10 protein-coding genes are annotated in these 15289 nt (G+C 62.6%); 7 read left to right on the top strand and 3 right to left on the bottom strand.

Annotated features, from left to right (window positions below; all coding sequences use genetic code 11):
• Nucleotides 1-85 precede the first annotated feature (85 nt).
• Nucleotides 86-1843 (bottom strand): hypothetical protein, encoded by a 1758-nt coding sequence (locus ACNQOP_RS14125; RefSeq protein WP_416404867.1) that lies wholly within the window; start codon nt 1841-1843, stop codon nt 86-88.
• A 153-nt stretch (nt 1844-1996) separates the two neighbouring features.
• Between ACNQOP_RS14125 and ACNQOP_RS14130 the strand changes: the two genes are divergently transcribed.
• Nucleotides 1997-3034 (top strand): LLM class flavin-dependent oxidoreductase, encoded by a 1038-nt coding sequence (locus ACNQOP_RS14130; protein ID WP_416404868.1) that lies wholly within the window; start codon nt 1997-1999, stop codon nt 3032-3034.
• Here ACNQOP_RS14130 and ACNQOP_RS14135 read toward each other — a convergent pair.
• Entirely contained in the window at nt 3031-5748 is a 2718-nt protein-coding gene (locus ACNQOP_RS14135) for an aminotransferase class I/II-fold pyridoxal phosphate-dependent enzyme (protein WP_416404869.1), read from the bottom strand. The genes ACNQOP_RS14130 and ACNQOP_RS14135 overlap by 4 nt on opposite strands.
• A 27-nt stretch (nt 5749-5775) precedes the next feature.
• Nucleotides 5776-7278 carry an amino acid permease gene (locus ACNQOP_RS14140; protein WP_416404870.1) on the bottom strand — a complete coding sequence of 501 codons (1503 nt, stop codon included), beginning with the start codon at nt 7276-7278 and terminating at the stop codon, nt 5776-5778.
• Nucleotides 7279-7619: 341 nt separating this feature from the next.
• Between ACNQOP_RS14140 and ACNQOP_RS14145 the strand changes: the two genes are divergently transcribed.
• The 6 genes from ACNQOP_RS14145 to ACNQOP_RS14170 all read left to right on the top strand — a co-directional run bounded on the left by ACNQOP_RS14145 (nt 7620) and on the right by ACNQOP_RS14170 (nt 15286).
• Complete coding sequence (locus ACNQOP_RS14145; RefSeq protein ID WP_416404871.1) at nt 7620-9236, top strand: helix-turn-helix domain-containing protein; 1617 nt, start codon at nt 7620-7622, stop codon at nt 9234-9236.
• Nucleotides 9237-9240: 4 nt separating this feature from the next.
• The gene (locus ACNQOP_RS14150) at nt 9241-10152 is read left to right on the top strand and encodes a glutaminase (RefSeq protein ID WP_257370637.1); all 912 of its coding nucleotides are present in this window, start codon (nt 9241-9243) and stop codon (nt 10150-10152) included.
• A gap of 15 nt (nt 10153-10167) precedes the next feature.
• Nucleotides 10168-10986: a DNA alkylation repair protein gene (locus ACNQOP_RS14155; protein ID WP_416404872.1), complete on the top strand. Its 819-nt coding sequence runs from the start codon at nt 10168-10170 to the stop codon at nt 10984-10986.
• Between the two features lie 90 nt (nt 10987-11076).
• On the top strand, nt 11077-12354 hold the full coding sequence (gene cobA / locus ACNQOP_RS14160) for a uroporphyrinogen-III C-methyltransferase (RefSeq protein ID WP_416404873.1): 1278 nt from the start codon (nt 11077-11079) through the stop codon (nt 12352-12354).
• A 20-nt stretch (nt 12355-12374) separates the two neighbouring features.
• Complete coding sequence (locus tag ACNQOP_RS14165; RefSeq protein WP_257370634.1) at nt 12375-13841, top strand: FAD-dependent oxidoreductase; 1467 nt, start codon at nt 12375-12377, stop codon at nt 13839-13841.
• Nucleotides 13842-13921: 80 nt separating this feature from the next.
• Nucleotides 13922-15286 carry an MBL fold metallo-hydrolase gene (locus ACNQOP_RS14170; protein ID WP_416404874.1) on the top strand — a complete coding sequence of 455 codons (1365 nt, stop codon included), beginning with the start codon at nt 13922-13924 and terminating at the stop codon, nt 15284-15286.
• Nucleotides 15287-15289: the final 3 nt, after the last annotated feature.

A 15289-nucleotide genomic window follows, 5' to 3' on the forward strand; every position in this document is an offset into this window, starting at 1 on the left:
TTCCATGAGGATGTTCCCTTCTTCGACAGTGGTGATTGCCCTAAGTTGGTCGTCGTGGGGGCCGCGGTAGTAGTGCTGTTCAAACTCATCGCGATGAATCGGATTGTTTCCCTCCCACACCACCCCCTTTTTTCGTGACGGGGTTGATAACTCCCTGGCCATGGATGAGCAGATCATAGTAGTACAGGTTCGAATATTGCGTGGTTGGCTGTGGTTTCCAGTCCGGGAGCATGCCTGCCCCAGCGAGAGAGATCACCTTGTCGTATCGGGCTCCGGCAACTTCGGAGCTGGTGAGGTTTGCCAGGCCCCAGCTGTGCCCGATGCCGGTTTGTTCGGCACCGTTCAGGTAGGGATCAGTGCGCATCCCGGCCTCGAACGATGCCAGTTGCTGACCGGACGTGCGTGCCAGGTTCTCATCGTTCGCCTCCCCGATTCTCGCCAAGTTGGGACCGCCGGCGGTGTTCTCCTCCCCTGGGAACCGCCCATCCTTATAGACGAAAGCCACCGTCCCCGGCACGGCGCCACCGAGGTACTTCGAGACCTGCTGTACACCGCCTGTGTAAAAGATGTCCATCCCGGTGAAGGTGCCCGGAACGTAGGTGATCACATGCCGTGTGTCGGAGCCCGGAGTGCCGATCATTTCCACAATCCTGGACCGGTCCCGGTCATAGAGGTAAAGCTGTACCTCCCCGGCCTTCACCTGATTCAGGTACGCCACCTCATTTTCGAGCATTTTTGTTCGGTTCGGGTCGTGGTGGCTTTGCCCGACCTCGGACAACTTCCGGGTTGTTTCCAGGTCTTTCTCCGCCGCGCGAAGCAGGCTTGGCGCGTTCAACTGGTTCGCGCGGACCCTGGCCAGTGCGGGCATCCCGTCCAAAGCGCCGAACACGGCCGGAGCAGCAGCCAACAGCAACTCCTGCACCCGCGAAAACCCGGGCACGCCCGTGACGGTGCCGGCCGGAGGGTTCATGCCCGCCCACCAAGTCCCGATTTTCGACGCGTCCAGGCCTTGCAGCGTATGCTGCCATCCAGGCATTGTGGCCAACGCTTTCACGTCCGCCTCGGTGGCACTGGACAAGTAGCTCAGCAGCGCCGCGCCCGACAACGACATCGGTGCCGTGGTAAGCACCAGCAGGCCGTTCGATACCGTTATCTGGCCGACGTCTCCGTTGCCACCGGCAGCGCGGAACGTGGACGCGATATCGGAAAGCCGGCTCGCGTCCTGATGGTTGTCTTCGAGGAACCGTCGTAGCCCGCCTCGGACAGCGTGGAGGTCAGAGTGCACCCAGGAGCACTTCTCCTCGAAATCGGACACAGCTGCACTGACTTTGTCAGCGGAAGCTCGGTCTGAGTCGTCGTGGATCCTGAAGGTCGACACTGCTGTGTCCAAGGTGCCCGGATCAGCGGAACTCGCCCCAGCAGTGCTTCCGCTCGCCCAGACACGCAACCCTTGCCGGGCCGTCTCCACGCTCACCACCGGACGGTCAGTCTCCGCCGTCGACGGGCGGGGCCCTACATCCACCCCAAAACCGCCGCCAGCACGGGCCCAGCCGGAGGCCAGCGCCCACTCGGTCAAGTCATCCAAGCGACGCTGCTCAACCTCGGCCGCGTTCTTCGCGTCCTGGACCTGACGGGCAACATCTTCCAACATATGGACCAGCTCCGACCGGGCCGCCCTTTCAGAGGCAACGTTTTCCCGGAAGTAGTCTGCGAACACGCCCCGAAATTCCGTGAGAGCAGCAGTCGAGGCCGATTCCCGTCCGCCACGTTGATCCTGCAACGTACGCGCGGCGTCACGACATGCGGCGATCAGGCGATCAGCAGCATGAGCATCGAATTCCATAGAAACTCCATCGAATAGATAAAGCACCCCCGGGCCCACTCTACCTAACATCGAGGACCTATTTGCACAGGTAATGCGAAGTGACGGACTATGGACCCTGAGCGGGCACGGTGCCGGTGGAATTTCCCGGCACCGTGAAGAGTTGTCCCGAACATGCACAACAAACGGATCGGTTTCCTCTCCTTCGGTCACTGGGCCCGCGTCCCGGGTTCCCTCGTGCCAACGGCTGGGGAGGCCCTGAAACAGGGCATTGAACTCGCTGTGGCCGCTGAGGAACTGGGCATCGACGGAGCCTTCTTCCGGGTGCACCACTTCGCCCGGCAGCAAGCATCGCCCTTTCCACTGCTGAGTGCTATTGCGGCGCGGACCAGCCGGATCGAGATGGGCACCGGCGTCATCGACATGCGCTACGAAAACCCGCTCTACATGGCCGAGGAAGCAGCCGCCACAGACCTCATCAGTGATGGGCGGTTGCAGCTCGGAGTGAGCCGTGGTTCACCCGAACCCGCACGGAACGGAGCAGCGAACTTCGGCTACGTCCCCGAGGACGGTGAGGACGGCGGCGACATGGCCCGCCGCCACACCGCATTGTTCCGCAAAGCCATCGCCGGGCACGGGGTGGCCGAAGCGGACCCGCACTACGCCGGTGGGACCACAGGTCTGCTGCCCATCCAACCCCAGTCACCCGGCCTCCCTCAGCGGATCTGGTGGGGCGCCGGAACCCGCAAAACGGCCGTGTGGGCTGCTGAGCAGGGGATGAACCTGATGAGCTCAACCCTTCTTACCGAGGACACCGGTGTTCCCTTCGACGAACTGCAGGCAGAGCAGATCCGGATGTTCCGCGAAGCTTGGGCCGCCGCCGGGCACGACTTCGAGCCAAGGATCTCCGTCAGCCGAAGCGTGATTCCGATCGTCGACAGCCAAGACAACCACTATTTCGGTCTGCGTGCCCAAGCGGACAGCCAGGACCAGGTAGGAATTCTCGACGGCGCGTTGTCCCGTTTCGGGAAAAGCTACATCGGCGAGCCGGATCAATTAGCGGACGAACTGGCGAAGGACGCAGCCGTGCAAGCAGCCGACACGGTCCTGCTTACAGTGCCCAACCAGCTAGGCGTCGACTACAACGCCAAGCTGCTGGGCAACGTCGCCAAGCACGTCGCCCCTGCTTTCGGTTGGAACGCGAAAGCCTAGGACGCCACCGCCAACAGCTCGAGAACAGAAGAAGAAGCAGGCTCCACGAATACCCGGTACCCCCGTTCGTGATCGAATCCGTGGATTTCCCGGGTATCCAAAGCAGCCATGAATTCGAGGGTCTCCCGCGTGATCACCTGCCCAGGGACAAGGATGGGGAACCCGGGCGGATACGGCGTAACGAACCCTGCCGAGATCACTTCCTGTCCTTCGGCCACCGCCGCAGCCACTTGGGCTGCGGACAGGTACACCGTGGAATCGGGCTTGTAACTCTCAAAGTAGGCGGCCCGGATATCACCGTCCTCGCAGGAATCATCAGTACGGAAGCGCGCGGCGAAAGTGCTGAAATCCGGGAGCGGGGGAGTGGGACGCGGGGCATCGGATGAGGCAGGTAACGTCCGAGCCCGCGCCGAAGGATGTGGATTCTCAAAACCCTCGGCCAGCTTGACGAGGACCTCGATCAGGTACGCTACGGAGCTGCGGGACGTGCCGATGTTGGTCATGAACAGCACCGTGTTCCGGGACGTTTTGTTCACTTGGATGCCGTGATCATCCATGAGGTAGCTGTGGCGGAAAGTATCGCCGTCGATCCCTGTCCTGCTGATGTCCAGCGTGAGGCGGCTGGGGTCGATGACGAACTCGTCACGTAGCCACGCATCTTCCAACTCAGCCAGCCCATCCCGCAGCGGCATGCTGGAGCCGGTTTCCCTGTAGCGCGGACCGATGAGGTCCCGCGAGGAAAGCACCCGGAAGTACTTCTTCAGCAGGGGGTGCCGGGCTACGGCTTGGGCCACGGACATGGCAAGGTCGGATTGCCGTTGCACCAGGCCGAAACCTTCCAGTTCCACCTGTCGTCTGCCAATGTCCAAGGACGCCAGAATCTGGTAGTTGGGCGAGGTGGACGTGTGGGTCATGTACGCCTCGCGGAAGGATTCCCGGTTGGAGCCGGCAAAGTCCTGGTCAAACACGTGGATCATTGAACCCTGCCGCAGCGAGGTCAACGTTTTGTGGGTCGACTGCGTTGCGTAGACCCGCAAACGTGCCTTGGCAGGATCCGGAATCAGCCTGGTGGTGAGCCAGGTTTCGTCATCAATGGGTTCGCCGGTGACCGGGTCATGAAGGGCGGCTGCCTGTTCCGCGTACCGGGCTGCGTAGGCAGAATCGCTGAAGGAAGCTTCCAGGGAGGCTGCAGCCGCCATGCCGGTTCGACGGCGGTACACCGGATGGGAGCGGGCGAAGGCAAACCACGCCTCATCCCACAGGAAGACGAGATCCGGTTTGATGGCCAGGCATTCCTCCATGACCCTTTCCACGTCGTACACAACGCCGTCAAAGGTGCAGTTGGTGAGAGTCACCATTTTCACCTCGTGAAGCCTGCCTGCCCGCCGGTATTCCAGCAGCCTGCGTTTGAGGCTGGCCAGGGGGACAGCACCATAAAAGGCGTACTTGTCCAAGGGATAGGCGTCCAGGTACGAAACCCGGGCGCCCGCGAGCACGAACGCGTAGTGGTGCGATTTGTGGCAGTTCCGGTCCACCAGCACAACATCGCCCGGGGCAAGCAGCGATTGATGCACAATTTTGTTGGCCGTGGACGTGCCGTTGGTGACAAAGTAGGTTCGTTGCGCCCCGAAGGCCCGGGCCGCGAGTTCCTGCGCGCGTTTGATGGACCCATGCGGATCCAGCAAAGAGTCCAGACCGCCCGAGGTGGCGGAGGTTTCGGCCAGCAGCAGGTTTGTCCCATAAAAATCGGCCATGTCCCGGATCCACGGTGAAGTCCCCACCGACGCGCCCCGGGAAATCGGCAGGGCGTGGAAGACGCTGGCCGGGCGGCGGCTGTAGTCCTGCAGAGCGGTGAAGAACGGCGTTTCGTAGCGTTCAGCCACCCCGGACAGCAGTGACAGATGCAGGTCCAAATGATCCTGTCGCCGGAAAATCCGCCGGAACTTCCTGGTGAGGGATCCCGCCAGGGACTCGATGGAAACCCCTGCCACCAAGTAGACGTCCAGTTCCGGCCGCAGCCCGGAAATTGCATCGGCCAGCGCAAGGATCCGTCTGATGGGTCGCGAGTCCTGCAAGTCTGCGGAGGTATGCCGGGCCAGGAACCTCCGGAGGTCGCTGCCCAACAGGTGGGAGCTGCGGAGGGAGAAGCCCGGGCGAAGAACAACGGACTGGATATCGGGGTTCAGCATGATGGCCACCAAGGCATCCTCATAGCTGGGAACCACGTTGACCGTGTACGTGAACGCATCCGAAGGGCGGCGCTGCGCAGCCATGGTGTTCTTGAGCGCCTCGGCTTCTTCGGGCTCAATGGTATCCACCACCAGGACCTCAAAGCGTGGCCGCTCCGCCGGCTCGGACTGGTCAACAACTTCCTCGTCCGGGAGCTCAGCGCGCGGCACCGCAGCTGTTTCCCCGGCAGAGGCGAGCGGGAGGTGGGACAAACCGCCCAGAAGCTGGAGCGCGGCCTGGGGTTCGCCGTCGTCGATTAATTGGCGCAACTGCGCCACGGCGTTGACTCCGGGCTCTGCCCAATACGGTTCCACCGCCGCCAGGAGGGCAAGGCTTCGGTGGATCTGGGACAACAGGCCGGGCTCCTGGTGCCTGGCTGAGGCAAGCTGCCTGAGCGCGTACCCCAGGAATTCCCACGCATCGGCTCGGGACCGCCAAGCCCGGCTTGGCGTGCCGATTTTGAGGGACGGGGAAGGGTTGCTCATGTGTTTCACTTTCGAACTGGGAAGGGTCTAAGACGTCAGCGCTGTGCGGATGCGGCCGCGATACGCATACCAGCCCGCGATCAGGAGCGGCACCAGCACCAGCAATGACGCGAGAACCCAGCGGCCCGTTTCCGAGAAGCCCATGGTTACGACCACAAAGGCGAGGAACCCAAGCGTGAGGTAGGAGGTAAAGGGTGCTCCGAACAGCCGGAAGGCCGGGCGGACCACCTTGCCGCTGCGGACCCACCGCTGGAGCTTGATGTGGCAGAGCATGATGGTGGCCCAGCCGCCGATGATGCCCACCGCCGAGATTTCCAGCACGATCTCAAAGACCTGCGAGGGGACAACGGCGTTCAATCCAACGCCCACCAAGGTGATGACCGCTGTCAGGAGGATGCCACCGTAGGGCACTCCGGACGCGCTGATCCGTCCGGTGAATTGCGGAGCCGAGCCATTCACAGCCATGGACCGGAGGATGCGGCCAGTGGAATAGAGGCCGGCGTTGAGGCTGGAGAGCGCGGCGGTGAGGACCACGAAGTTCATCACGGACGCGGAGATGGCTCCGGCCTGCGGATCGCCGAGGTGCGAGAAGAAGGTGACAAAGGGGGACTCGCCGGCCTTGTAGGACGTGAAGGGAAGCAGGAGCGAGAGCAGCAGGACGGAGCCCACGTAGAACACCCCGATGCGGATTACTACGGTGTTCACGGCCTTGGGCATCACCTTGTGGGGGTTGGCGGTTTCGCCGGCTGCAGTGCCCACCAGCTCCACGGCGGCGTAGGCGAACACCACGCCGCTGATGGCCAGGAGCGGCGCCACGGAGCCCATGGGGAACATGCCACCGTTCTCAGCGATGACGTTGAAGCCCGGAACGCCAACGTCCGTCCGGCCGCCGAAAACAATGAAGCAGATGCCCACCACGAGGAACGTCACCAGGGCGCCCACCTTGATCATGGCGAACCAGAACTCCATCTCGCCGAAGATCTTCACGGACACCAGGTTCAAGGAGAGCACCACTACCAGAGCGATCAACGCGATCAACCACTGCGGGATGTCATTGATGGGCGCCCAATATTGGCCCCAGAACTTCACGTAGAGGGCAACGGCGGTGACGTCCACAATGGAGGTCATGGCCCAGTTCAGGAAGTAGAGCCATCCCGCCGCGTAGGCCATCTTTTCGCCGTAGAACTCCCGGGCGTAGGAAACGAATGAGCCGGACGTGGGGCGGTACAGCACCAGTTCGCCCAGCGCCCGGAGGATCAGGAATGCGAAGAATCCGCAGACGGCATAAACGAGCACCAGCGCGGGCCCGGACCCGTTTAGCCGGCCTCCGGCGCCCATGAAGAGCCCGGTTCCGATCGCACCGCCAATGGCGATCATCTGAATTTGCCGGGGCTTGAGGGTTTTGCGGTAGCCGCTTTCCTCCGGGGCGACAGCGTTCGACGACGGCGCTGCGGCTAAGTCTTTCGGGGAATCCTTCGGGGAATCTTTGGGGGCGGAAAGGGTCTGTGTGGACGCAGGGGTGGGTATCACTTCGGGGGTCTCCTTTGACTCCGTTGCCACCTTAGGTGGCCCAATACTCCAAAACGTGGGGGTGGCCTGCCGGCTTGATGTACCTGAATTTGGCCGTGGTGCAGACAGGCTTTGTGGTGTTTGGGACAGTCACCAACTCTAGGTCGCCGCCGTCGCCGACAAATTGGCTGGCGAACCAAATTCCAGGGCCGGCTCTTGTGCCGGGCGGACAACACTGGTGTTCTGAAGGGCCGGTAATGTTTCTCGCTGTGCGTGCCTGCGTACAGGTACCGGCTGCGCCCCTCAATGGCGAGGAAGCGTCTTGCCGAAGACACTGATGAGGAAAGGAAGCGATAGCTTCGTTGAACGCTTTGGACATTGACGACGACGGTGTCGTCACCTTATTGAGCGACGTCCTGGAAGACCTTGGCGTCGACAACGCCCGGTTGGTGCTGGCCCCTGCAAGTGACAACAGAACTGTCAGTGAAACAGTCATTGTCGACGCTGAAGACGACGATGAGATCCGCCCCCGGGTGCTGGTCATGCTGATTGGTGTCCGTGGACGTGCCGCCCTCCCCGCACTTCGTCGCATCATTGCCGGCCGCCCCACCGCGATAGCAGTCAAGGGCAGTGAGCGCGAGCTGGAGGCCGCTGCTGAGTTGCTCCAGGCAACGGGTATTGGCCTGGTGGCCGTGGCTCCCGGACTCCGCTGGGACAAATTCGAAAGCATCGCACTGGACCGGATCCGCGAAAACCATGTGCCGGGGGAATCCCCAAACGCCGTCCACCGGGACCTGTTTGCGATCGCGCAAACTACAGCCACGCTGACCAACGGCCACGTGGTGATCGAAGATCCGGGCAACAGGGTGCTTGCCTACTCGCCTGCGTCCAATGACGTTGATGAGCTTCGAAGGCTGTCCATCCTGGCGCGGCGTGGCCCTGAGAAATACCAGAAACTCTTGAAGGAATCAGGAGTTTACAAGCATCTGCAAGCCACTGAAGCACCCGTTCATGTGGAGGCCAACCTGGAGGCCGGGCTTCGGGAACGCGTAGCAATCGGCATTCACGCCGGCAGCCGGGTCATGGGATACATCTGGTTGCAGGAAGGCGCAGAACCCCTGGCGGAAAACACTGACCGCATCATGGTAGGCGCCGCCCGGCACGCAGCCATTGAGCTGGTACGGCACCGCAACGAGCAGTCGCAATCGATGCGGGAGGACCGGGTATCCAGCCTGCTCAGCGGCACGGCACAAGTTCATTCCCAAGCCCAAGCTGCTGGAATCGATCCCTCCAAACCAGCGGCTTTGGTTCTGATTTCTGCAGGGGGCCTCAGCCAAAGCGCAGCCGGTCTCCAGCTGCGCAGGGGCGAACTCTCCAAAGTGGCCTCGATTCATGCCGCGGCTTACCGGCCAGGCGCGGTGGTGGGTGCGCTTGGCATGGAGACCGCCATCATTCTCCCGGACCTGGACCCGCAGAAATCGCTGCCCGCCATCAATCGGCTGGTCAACACGATTGTCCGTGATGCCACCACCCACCTCCACTTCCAAGTGCAGGCAGCAGTAGGCCCCATCGTTCCACGCCTGGACGCACTGCAAGCCACTCTTGACCATGTGCGCAGCGTCCTGAAAGTCATGGAATCAACCCCCGATGTTCGCGTTGCCTCGTACAGCGACGTTGAGACCACCGTCCTGACCCGGGAACTGCTGGAACTGTTGGAATCACGGACCGGTTTGCGTCATGCGGGTATCACCCGGCTTTGCAGCCGCTATCCGGAATTCGCGCTGACCCTCCTGACCTACCTGGAGTTCTTCGGTGACGTGAACCGGTGCGCCGAGGAAATGGCTGTCCACCGAAACACTGTTCATTACAGGCTTCGCCGTGCCTGCGAAGTGGCTGGCCTGGACCTGCAATCCGCGGATGAACGCCTGCTGGCACACCTTCAGATCAGGCTCTGGACCTATGCAGGGACCAAAGGCTAGAACTGTGGACATTCAAAACCTCCTCGACGACATCGTCGGAGCAGTTCAACCGCATATCGGCCAAGGAAATGTGGCTGACTACATTCCGCAACTCGGTGCTGTTGACCCGTATCAATTCGGGATCTCGGTAGTTACCCGCGACGGTGAAGTCTTCTCGGCGGGTGATGCGCACGTGGAGTTCTCCATTCAAAGCATCTCCAAGGTGTTCGCTCTCGCCCTTGTGCTGGCTTCCGACGGCGACCACATCTGGAAGAGGGTCTTCCGCGAACCATCGGGCAATCCGTTCAACTCCTTGGTTCAGCTGGAGAGCGAGGAAGGCATTCCCCGCAACCCCTTCATCAACGCCGGTGCGATTGTGGTGACGGACCGGCTCCTGAGCCTGACCGGCAACGCAGCGCACGCCGTGCGGGACCTGATGCGGCAGGAAACCACCAAGGAAAGCATCGACACCGATCAGCGTGTTGCCGGCTCGGAACTGGCCAATAGCCACCGCAACGCTTCCTTGGCGCACTTCCTTGCGAGCTGCGGAAACCTGGAGAATCCTGTCGAGGATGTCCTGGACTCCTACGCAAAGCAATGCGCGCTCGCCATGACCTGCGAGGACTTGGCGCTCGCCACCCGTTTCCTTGCCTCGAATGGTCTGGGCGTGGACGGAAACCTGCTGCTGTCTCCAGCCCAGACCAAGCGCATCAATGCCGTCATGCTGACCTGCGGAACCTACGACGCCGCGGGCGAGTTCGCTTACCGGGTGGGTCTGCCGGGCAAGAGCGGGGTGGGCGGTGGAATCGTTGCCGTGGTTCCCAACAAGTGCTCCATCAGCGTGTGGAGTCCGGGCCTGGGAAGGTCCGGGAATTCGGTTGCGGGAGTAGCGGCACTGGACGAATTCACCACCCGCACTGGCTGGTCGGTCTTTTAGGCGCATGATGGAGTCATGACCCCCAAGGACGGTAAGGCTCCCAAGGACGGTAAGGCGCCCAAAGACGGAAAGGCCCGCAAGCCTGCCGCGCCCGCGCCGGGAACGCAGCCCACCGCCGTCGCATTTTTGCAGCGCCTGAAAATCCGTCAGTCGGACGTGGAGCAAGCTAAATACCAGCGGTATTTCAAGACCGGCAAGGGCGACTATGCCGAGGGTGACTTCTTTATGGGCGTGCGCATGGGTGAGGTTTTCACGTTGAGCAAAGAGTTCGCAGCCATGTCGATGGAGGACATCGAGCAGCTTCTGGAGCAGGACATCCACGAGGCCCGCGCAGGAGCCGTGAAGATCATGTCGCTCCAAGCCCAGAAAAAGAAGACCACCGAAGAGCGTCGCCAACGCCTCTACGAGCTCTACTTGCGGAAGCATGACCGGATCAATAACTGGGACTTGGTGGATCTTGGGGCAGGACGCGTGGTGGGTGGCTGGCTGATGGACAAGCCTCGTGACCCGCTGTACCAACTGGCTCGCTCGGAGAACTTGTGGGAGCGCAGGACAGCAATCGTAGCGACGTCCGCGTTCATCCGCGAAGGCCAGCTGGATGACACGTTCGCCATCGCCGAGGTCCTGCTTCACGACCCGGAGGACCTGATCCAGAAAGCCGTGGGCGGGTGGATCCGTGACGCAGGCCGGAGCAGCCGCGAGCGTCTTCTGGCTTTCCTCGACGAGCACGCCGCCACCATGCCGCGGACCACGCTTCGTTACGCGATCGAGCACCTGGGCAAGGAGCAGCGGGCCCACTACCTGACGCTGAAAGACAGGGTTTCCCCGAACTAGGCCGGTAGATATGTGACGCCGGATTACCCAGCGTTACCGGGTGTTTCCGAGCCTTTGAAGCATATTACGAGCCCGCCCTACAGTTTTTTCATGGCAATACAGGACATTTACCCCACCGCGCTGCGGCTGCTCGGGCGCCCGGTGCTGGTGGTGGGCGGCGGACCCGTGGCTGAGCGCCGAGCCAAGGGACTGCTCGACGCCGGTGCGAAAGTCACCGTGGTCGCCCCCGTTGCCACCGAAAACCTTCACGGCCTGGCCGCTTCAGGGCTGCTCACCGTGGAGCAGCGCGAGTACGTAACGTCAGACCTCGACGGCGTCTGGTTCGTCCAGACGGCCACTGGCACTTCCGCTGTGGACACCCAAGTAGCGTCCGACGCCGAAGCGCAGCGCATCTGGTGCGTCAACGCCTCCGACCACGAAGCCTCAGCAGCGTGGACCCCCGCCGTAGCCGTGGTGGACGACGTCAAGATCGCCATCAACGCCGGGGGAGACCCGCGCCGCGCCATGGCTCTTCGAAATGCCGTTGCCACTGCCCTGGAAACAGGTGACCTTCCGCTGCGCCGCCACCGCAAACCGGACGCCTCCGGCACGGCTCCAGTTGGCTCCGTCGCCTTGGTGGGCGGCGGTCCCGGCGACTCCGGCCTCATCACAGTCCGCGGTCGGCGCCTCCTGGGCCAAGCAGATGTCGTGGTTGCCGACCGTCTCGGCCCGCGCGAGCTGCTGAAAGAACTGGCTCCCGATGTCCGTGTGATTGAAGTCGGCAAGACGCCCGGCCACCATCCCGTCCCGCAGCTTGAGATCAACCGGATCCTCGTTGAGGAAGCCCTTAAGGGCAACCGCGTGGTCCGTCTTAAAGGCGGCGATCCCTATGTCCTGGGCCGCGGTGGTGAGGAAGCAGAATTCTGCCGGCAGAACGGCGTCGAGGTTGAAGTGGTGTCCGGCGTGACGTCGGCCATCTCGGTCCCGGCCGCAGCGGGCATTCCTATCACGCACCGCGGACTGGCCAAGGGCTTCAGCGTGGTGACCGGCCATGAAGAGCTGTCCGAAGTCCCCGCACGCCCGGACCACACTGTGGTGTTGCTCATGGGAGTGGCTCAATTGCGCGATTCCGCGGCTGCCCTGGCAGGCTCGGGTCTGCCTTTGGACACACCAGTAGGTATCGTAGAGAACGGGTATTTGCCGGATCAGCGCGTCACCATCGGCACCTTGGGTACCATCGCGGACCAGGCGGAAGCCGTTGGCGTGGCCAGCCCGGCAGTCATCGTGATCGGCGATGTCGTCCGTGTCAGCCCCTTTGCTCCGGAGCATTTCAAGACCGCTGACTACAGCACCATCACCCCCAACCGTCCCCGTGTCCGCAGTAACTGAGAAAAAGAAGGAACACAGCCGTGTCAATTAGCACCCCCGTAGGTTCTGCGGACCGTCCGCTTCGCGTCGCCGTCATCGGTTCCGGCCCGGCCGGCGTGTACGCAGCGGACATCCTGACCAAGAGCGAAGCTGTCAAGAGCGGCGAACTCACCGTCAGCATCGACCTCTTTGACCGCTACCCGGCACCGTACGGCCTGATCCGCTACGGCGTTGCACCGGACCACCCCCGCATCAAGGGCATCGTCAACGCTTTGCACAAGGTGCTTGACCGCGGCGACATCCGTTTCTTCGGCAACGTGGACTACGGCACGGACATCTCCATCGAGGACCTCCGCAAGCACTACGACGCCATCATCTTCGCCACCGGCGCCATCAAGGACGCCGACCTGAACATTCCGGGCATCGAACTCCAGGGCTCCTTCGGCGGGGCCGACTTCGTGTCCTGGTTCGACGGACACCCGGACGTTCCCCGGGAATGGCCGCTGGAAGCCAAGGAAATCGCCGTTCTGGGCAACGGCAACGTGGCCTTGGACGTAGCCCGTGTCCTGTCCAAGCACGCCGACGACCTGCTGGTCACCGAAATCCCGGACAACGTTTACGCCGGCCTGAAGGCCTCCCCGGTCACCGACGTGCACGTCTTCGGCCGCCGCGGTCCTGCACAGGTGAAGTTCACCCCTCTGGAACTGCGCGAACTCTCGCACTCCAAGGACGTTGACATCATCCTCTACGCCGAGGACTTCGAATTCGACGAAGAATCCGACCGCCAGATCCAGAGCAACAACCAGATCAAGACCATGGTTGGCACACTCACCAACTGGATCGCCGAGCAGCCCGAGGACCTTTCCGAGCTCACGGCGTCCCGTCGCCTGCACCTGCACTTCCTGCACAGCCCGGTTGAGATTGTTGACTCCACCGAAACTCCGGGCAAGGTAGCCGGTATCAAATTCGAGCGCACCGAGCTGGACGGCACGGGTAACGCCCGCGGCACCGGCGAGTTCATCGACTACCCCGTCCAGGCCGTCTACCGTGCCATCGGCTACTTCGGTTCGGCCCTGCCGGACGTCGAGTTCGACCACAAGAAGGGCGTGATTACGAACGACGGCGGTCGTGTCCTGGATGCCGACGGCCAGCACGTCCCGGGCCTTTACGCTACGGGTTGGATCAAGCGCGGTCCGGTTGGCCTCATCGGCCACACCAAGGGCGATGCCCTGGAAACCGTGACCTACTTGCTGGAGGACCGCGAAAACCTGCCGGTCGCCGAGGTTCCTGCGGCAGACGCCGTCGTGGATCTGCTCGACGCCCGCGGCGTGAAGTTCACCAGCTGGGAAGGCTGGCTTGCGCTCGACGCGCACGAGCTTGCCCTCGGCGCCGCGGCTACCGAAGCCGGCGGTTCGCACGGTGTTGAGGTCAAGCGTGAGCGCATCAAGGTTGTGCCGCGCGAGGACATGGTCAACATCTCCCGCGACGGCGTAACGGCCGAAGTTTAACTACAACGCGGGGTCACTTAGGGCCGGTCCGGGGCTTCCGGATGGGCCCTAAGTGACCCCGCGTTGTTTTATGGTGGGGTATGGACGTCGTGGTCATCGAGACACCCCAGCTGGGGGACCGGAGCTACCTGGTGCATGATGGCACCGTGGCGTTGGTGATCGACCCCCAACGGGACATTGACCGGGTGGAAGCCGCCGCCACAGCTGCGGGCGTGCGGATCACGCATGTGGCCGAAACCCACCTCCACAATGACTACGTCACCGGCGGTTTGGTACTGGCTTTGAAACACGGCGCTGACTACCTGGTAAACGCCGAGGACCACGTCTCTTTCGCCCGGGTTCCTGTCAGCGACGGCCAGGTTCTGCGCATTGGCCGGTTGTTGGTACGGGTTGTGGCGACCCCGGGACACACCCACACGCACCTTTCGTACGTGGTGCGGGACGAAACGCACGACGGCGGCACGGAGGCCGTTTTTTCCGGCGGCAGCCTGCTCTACGGTTCAGTTGGACGGACGGACCTGGTCTCGCCCCACGACACCGCTGCGTTGGCGCATGAGCAGTACGCATCGGTCCGGCGGCTGGCCTCCCAAGCCAGCCCCGACGCGGCGTTGTACCCGACACACGGCTTCGGCTCGTTTTGTTCGATTGGGCCCGCCAGCCACCAGGAAGCGTCCACCATCTCCGAGCAAGCAGCTTCCAACCACGCGCTGACGGACGCCAATGAGGGCCACTTCGTTGCAGAGCTGTTGGCGAACATCACGGCCTACCCGTCCTATTACGCCCACATGAGCCCACTCAATGCTGCCGGGGTTGGGCCTGCGTCATTGGATGTGCCGGAGTCCGTGGACGCCGAAGAGCTGGGGCGGCGCCTCAAGGCAGGGGAGTGGGTAGTAGACCTCAGGCATCGGGTGGCCTTCGCGGACAACCATCTTCAGGGCAGTGTGAGCTTCGAATACGGTCGCGGGGACAATTTCACCAGCTACATCGGCTGGGTGATCCCGTGGAACCAGCCGCTCACTTTACTGGGGCCGGCGGACGAGGTGGAACAGGCGATCCGTGATCTGGCGAGGATCGGCATCGAAAGTCCGGATGCCGCCGTCGGGCCTGAACCGGGCGCTTTGGCGCCTGACTCTCAGCGAACCTCCTACCCCCACGGTAACTGGAGTCTCATGGCCAAAGAACGGGCACCCCACGATGTCGTATTGGACGTTCGAAGGCCGGAGGAATTCGAAGCATCGCACGTGGGTGGAGCGCTTAACGTGCCCGTGTATGAGCTGCCCGGGAGGATCCCAGAGCTGCCGGTGGCGAGGACCTGGGTGCATTGCGCCACGGGTTACCGCGCAAGTATTGCGGCCAGCCTATTGGACCGGGCGGGCCGGAACGTGGTGCTGATTGATGCCAGGTTCAAGGACGCAGCCGGCGCGGGGATCGAAACAGTGCCGTAAGAC

Origin of the sequence: Arthrobacter sp. LFS091 (genome assembly GCF_047977885.1) — a bacterium.
Classification (GTDB): domain Bacteria; phylum Actinomycetota; class Actinomycetes; order Actinomycetales; family Micrococcaceae; genus Arthrobacter.

Coding starts and splice junctions, on each gene's coding strand:
- ACNQOP_RS14125 (WP_416404867.1), bottom strand. CDS start 1,843: ATGGAATTCGATGCTCATGCTGCTGATCGCCTGATCGCCGCATGTCGT.
- ACNQOP_RS14130 (WP_416404868.1), top strand. CDS start 1,997: ATGCACAACAAACGGATCGGTTTCCTCTCCTTCGGTCACTGGGCCCGC.
- ACNQOP_RS14135 (WP_416404869.1), bottom strand. CDS start 5,748: ATGAGCAACCCTTCCCCGTCCCTCAAAATCGGCACGCCAAGCCGGGCT.
- ACNQOP_RS14155 (WP_416404872.1), top strand. CDS start 10,168: ATGACCCCCAAGGACGGTAAGGCTCCCAAGGACGGTAAGGCGCCCAAA.
- cobA (WP_416404873.1), top strand. CDS start 11,077: ATGGCAATACAGGACATTTACCCCACCGCGCTGCGGCTGCTCGGGCGC.
- ACNQOP_RS14170 (WP_416404874.1), top strand. CDS start 13,922: ATGGACGTCGTGGTCATCGAGACACCCCAGCTGGGGGACCGGAGCTAC.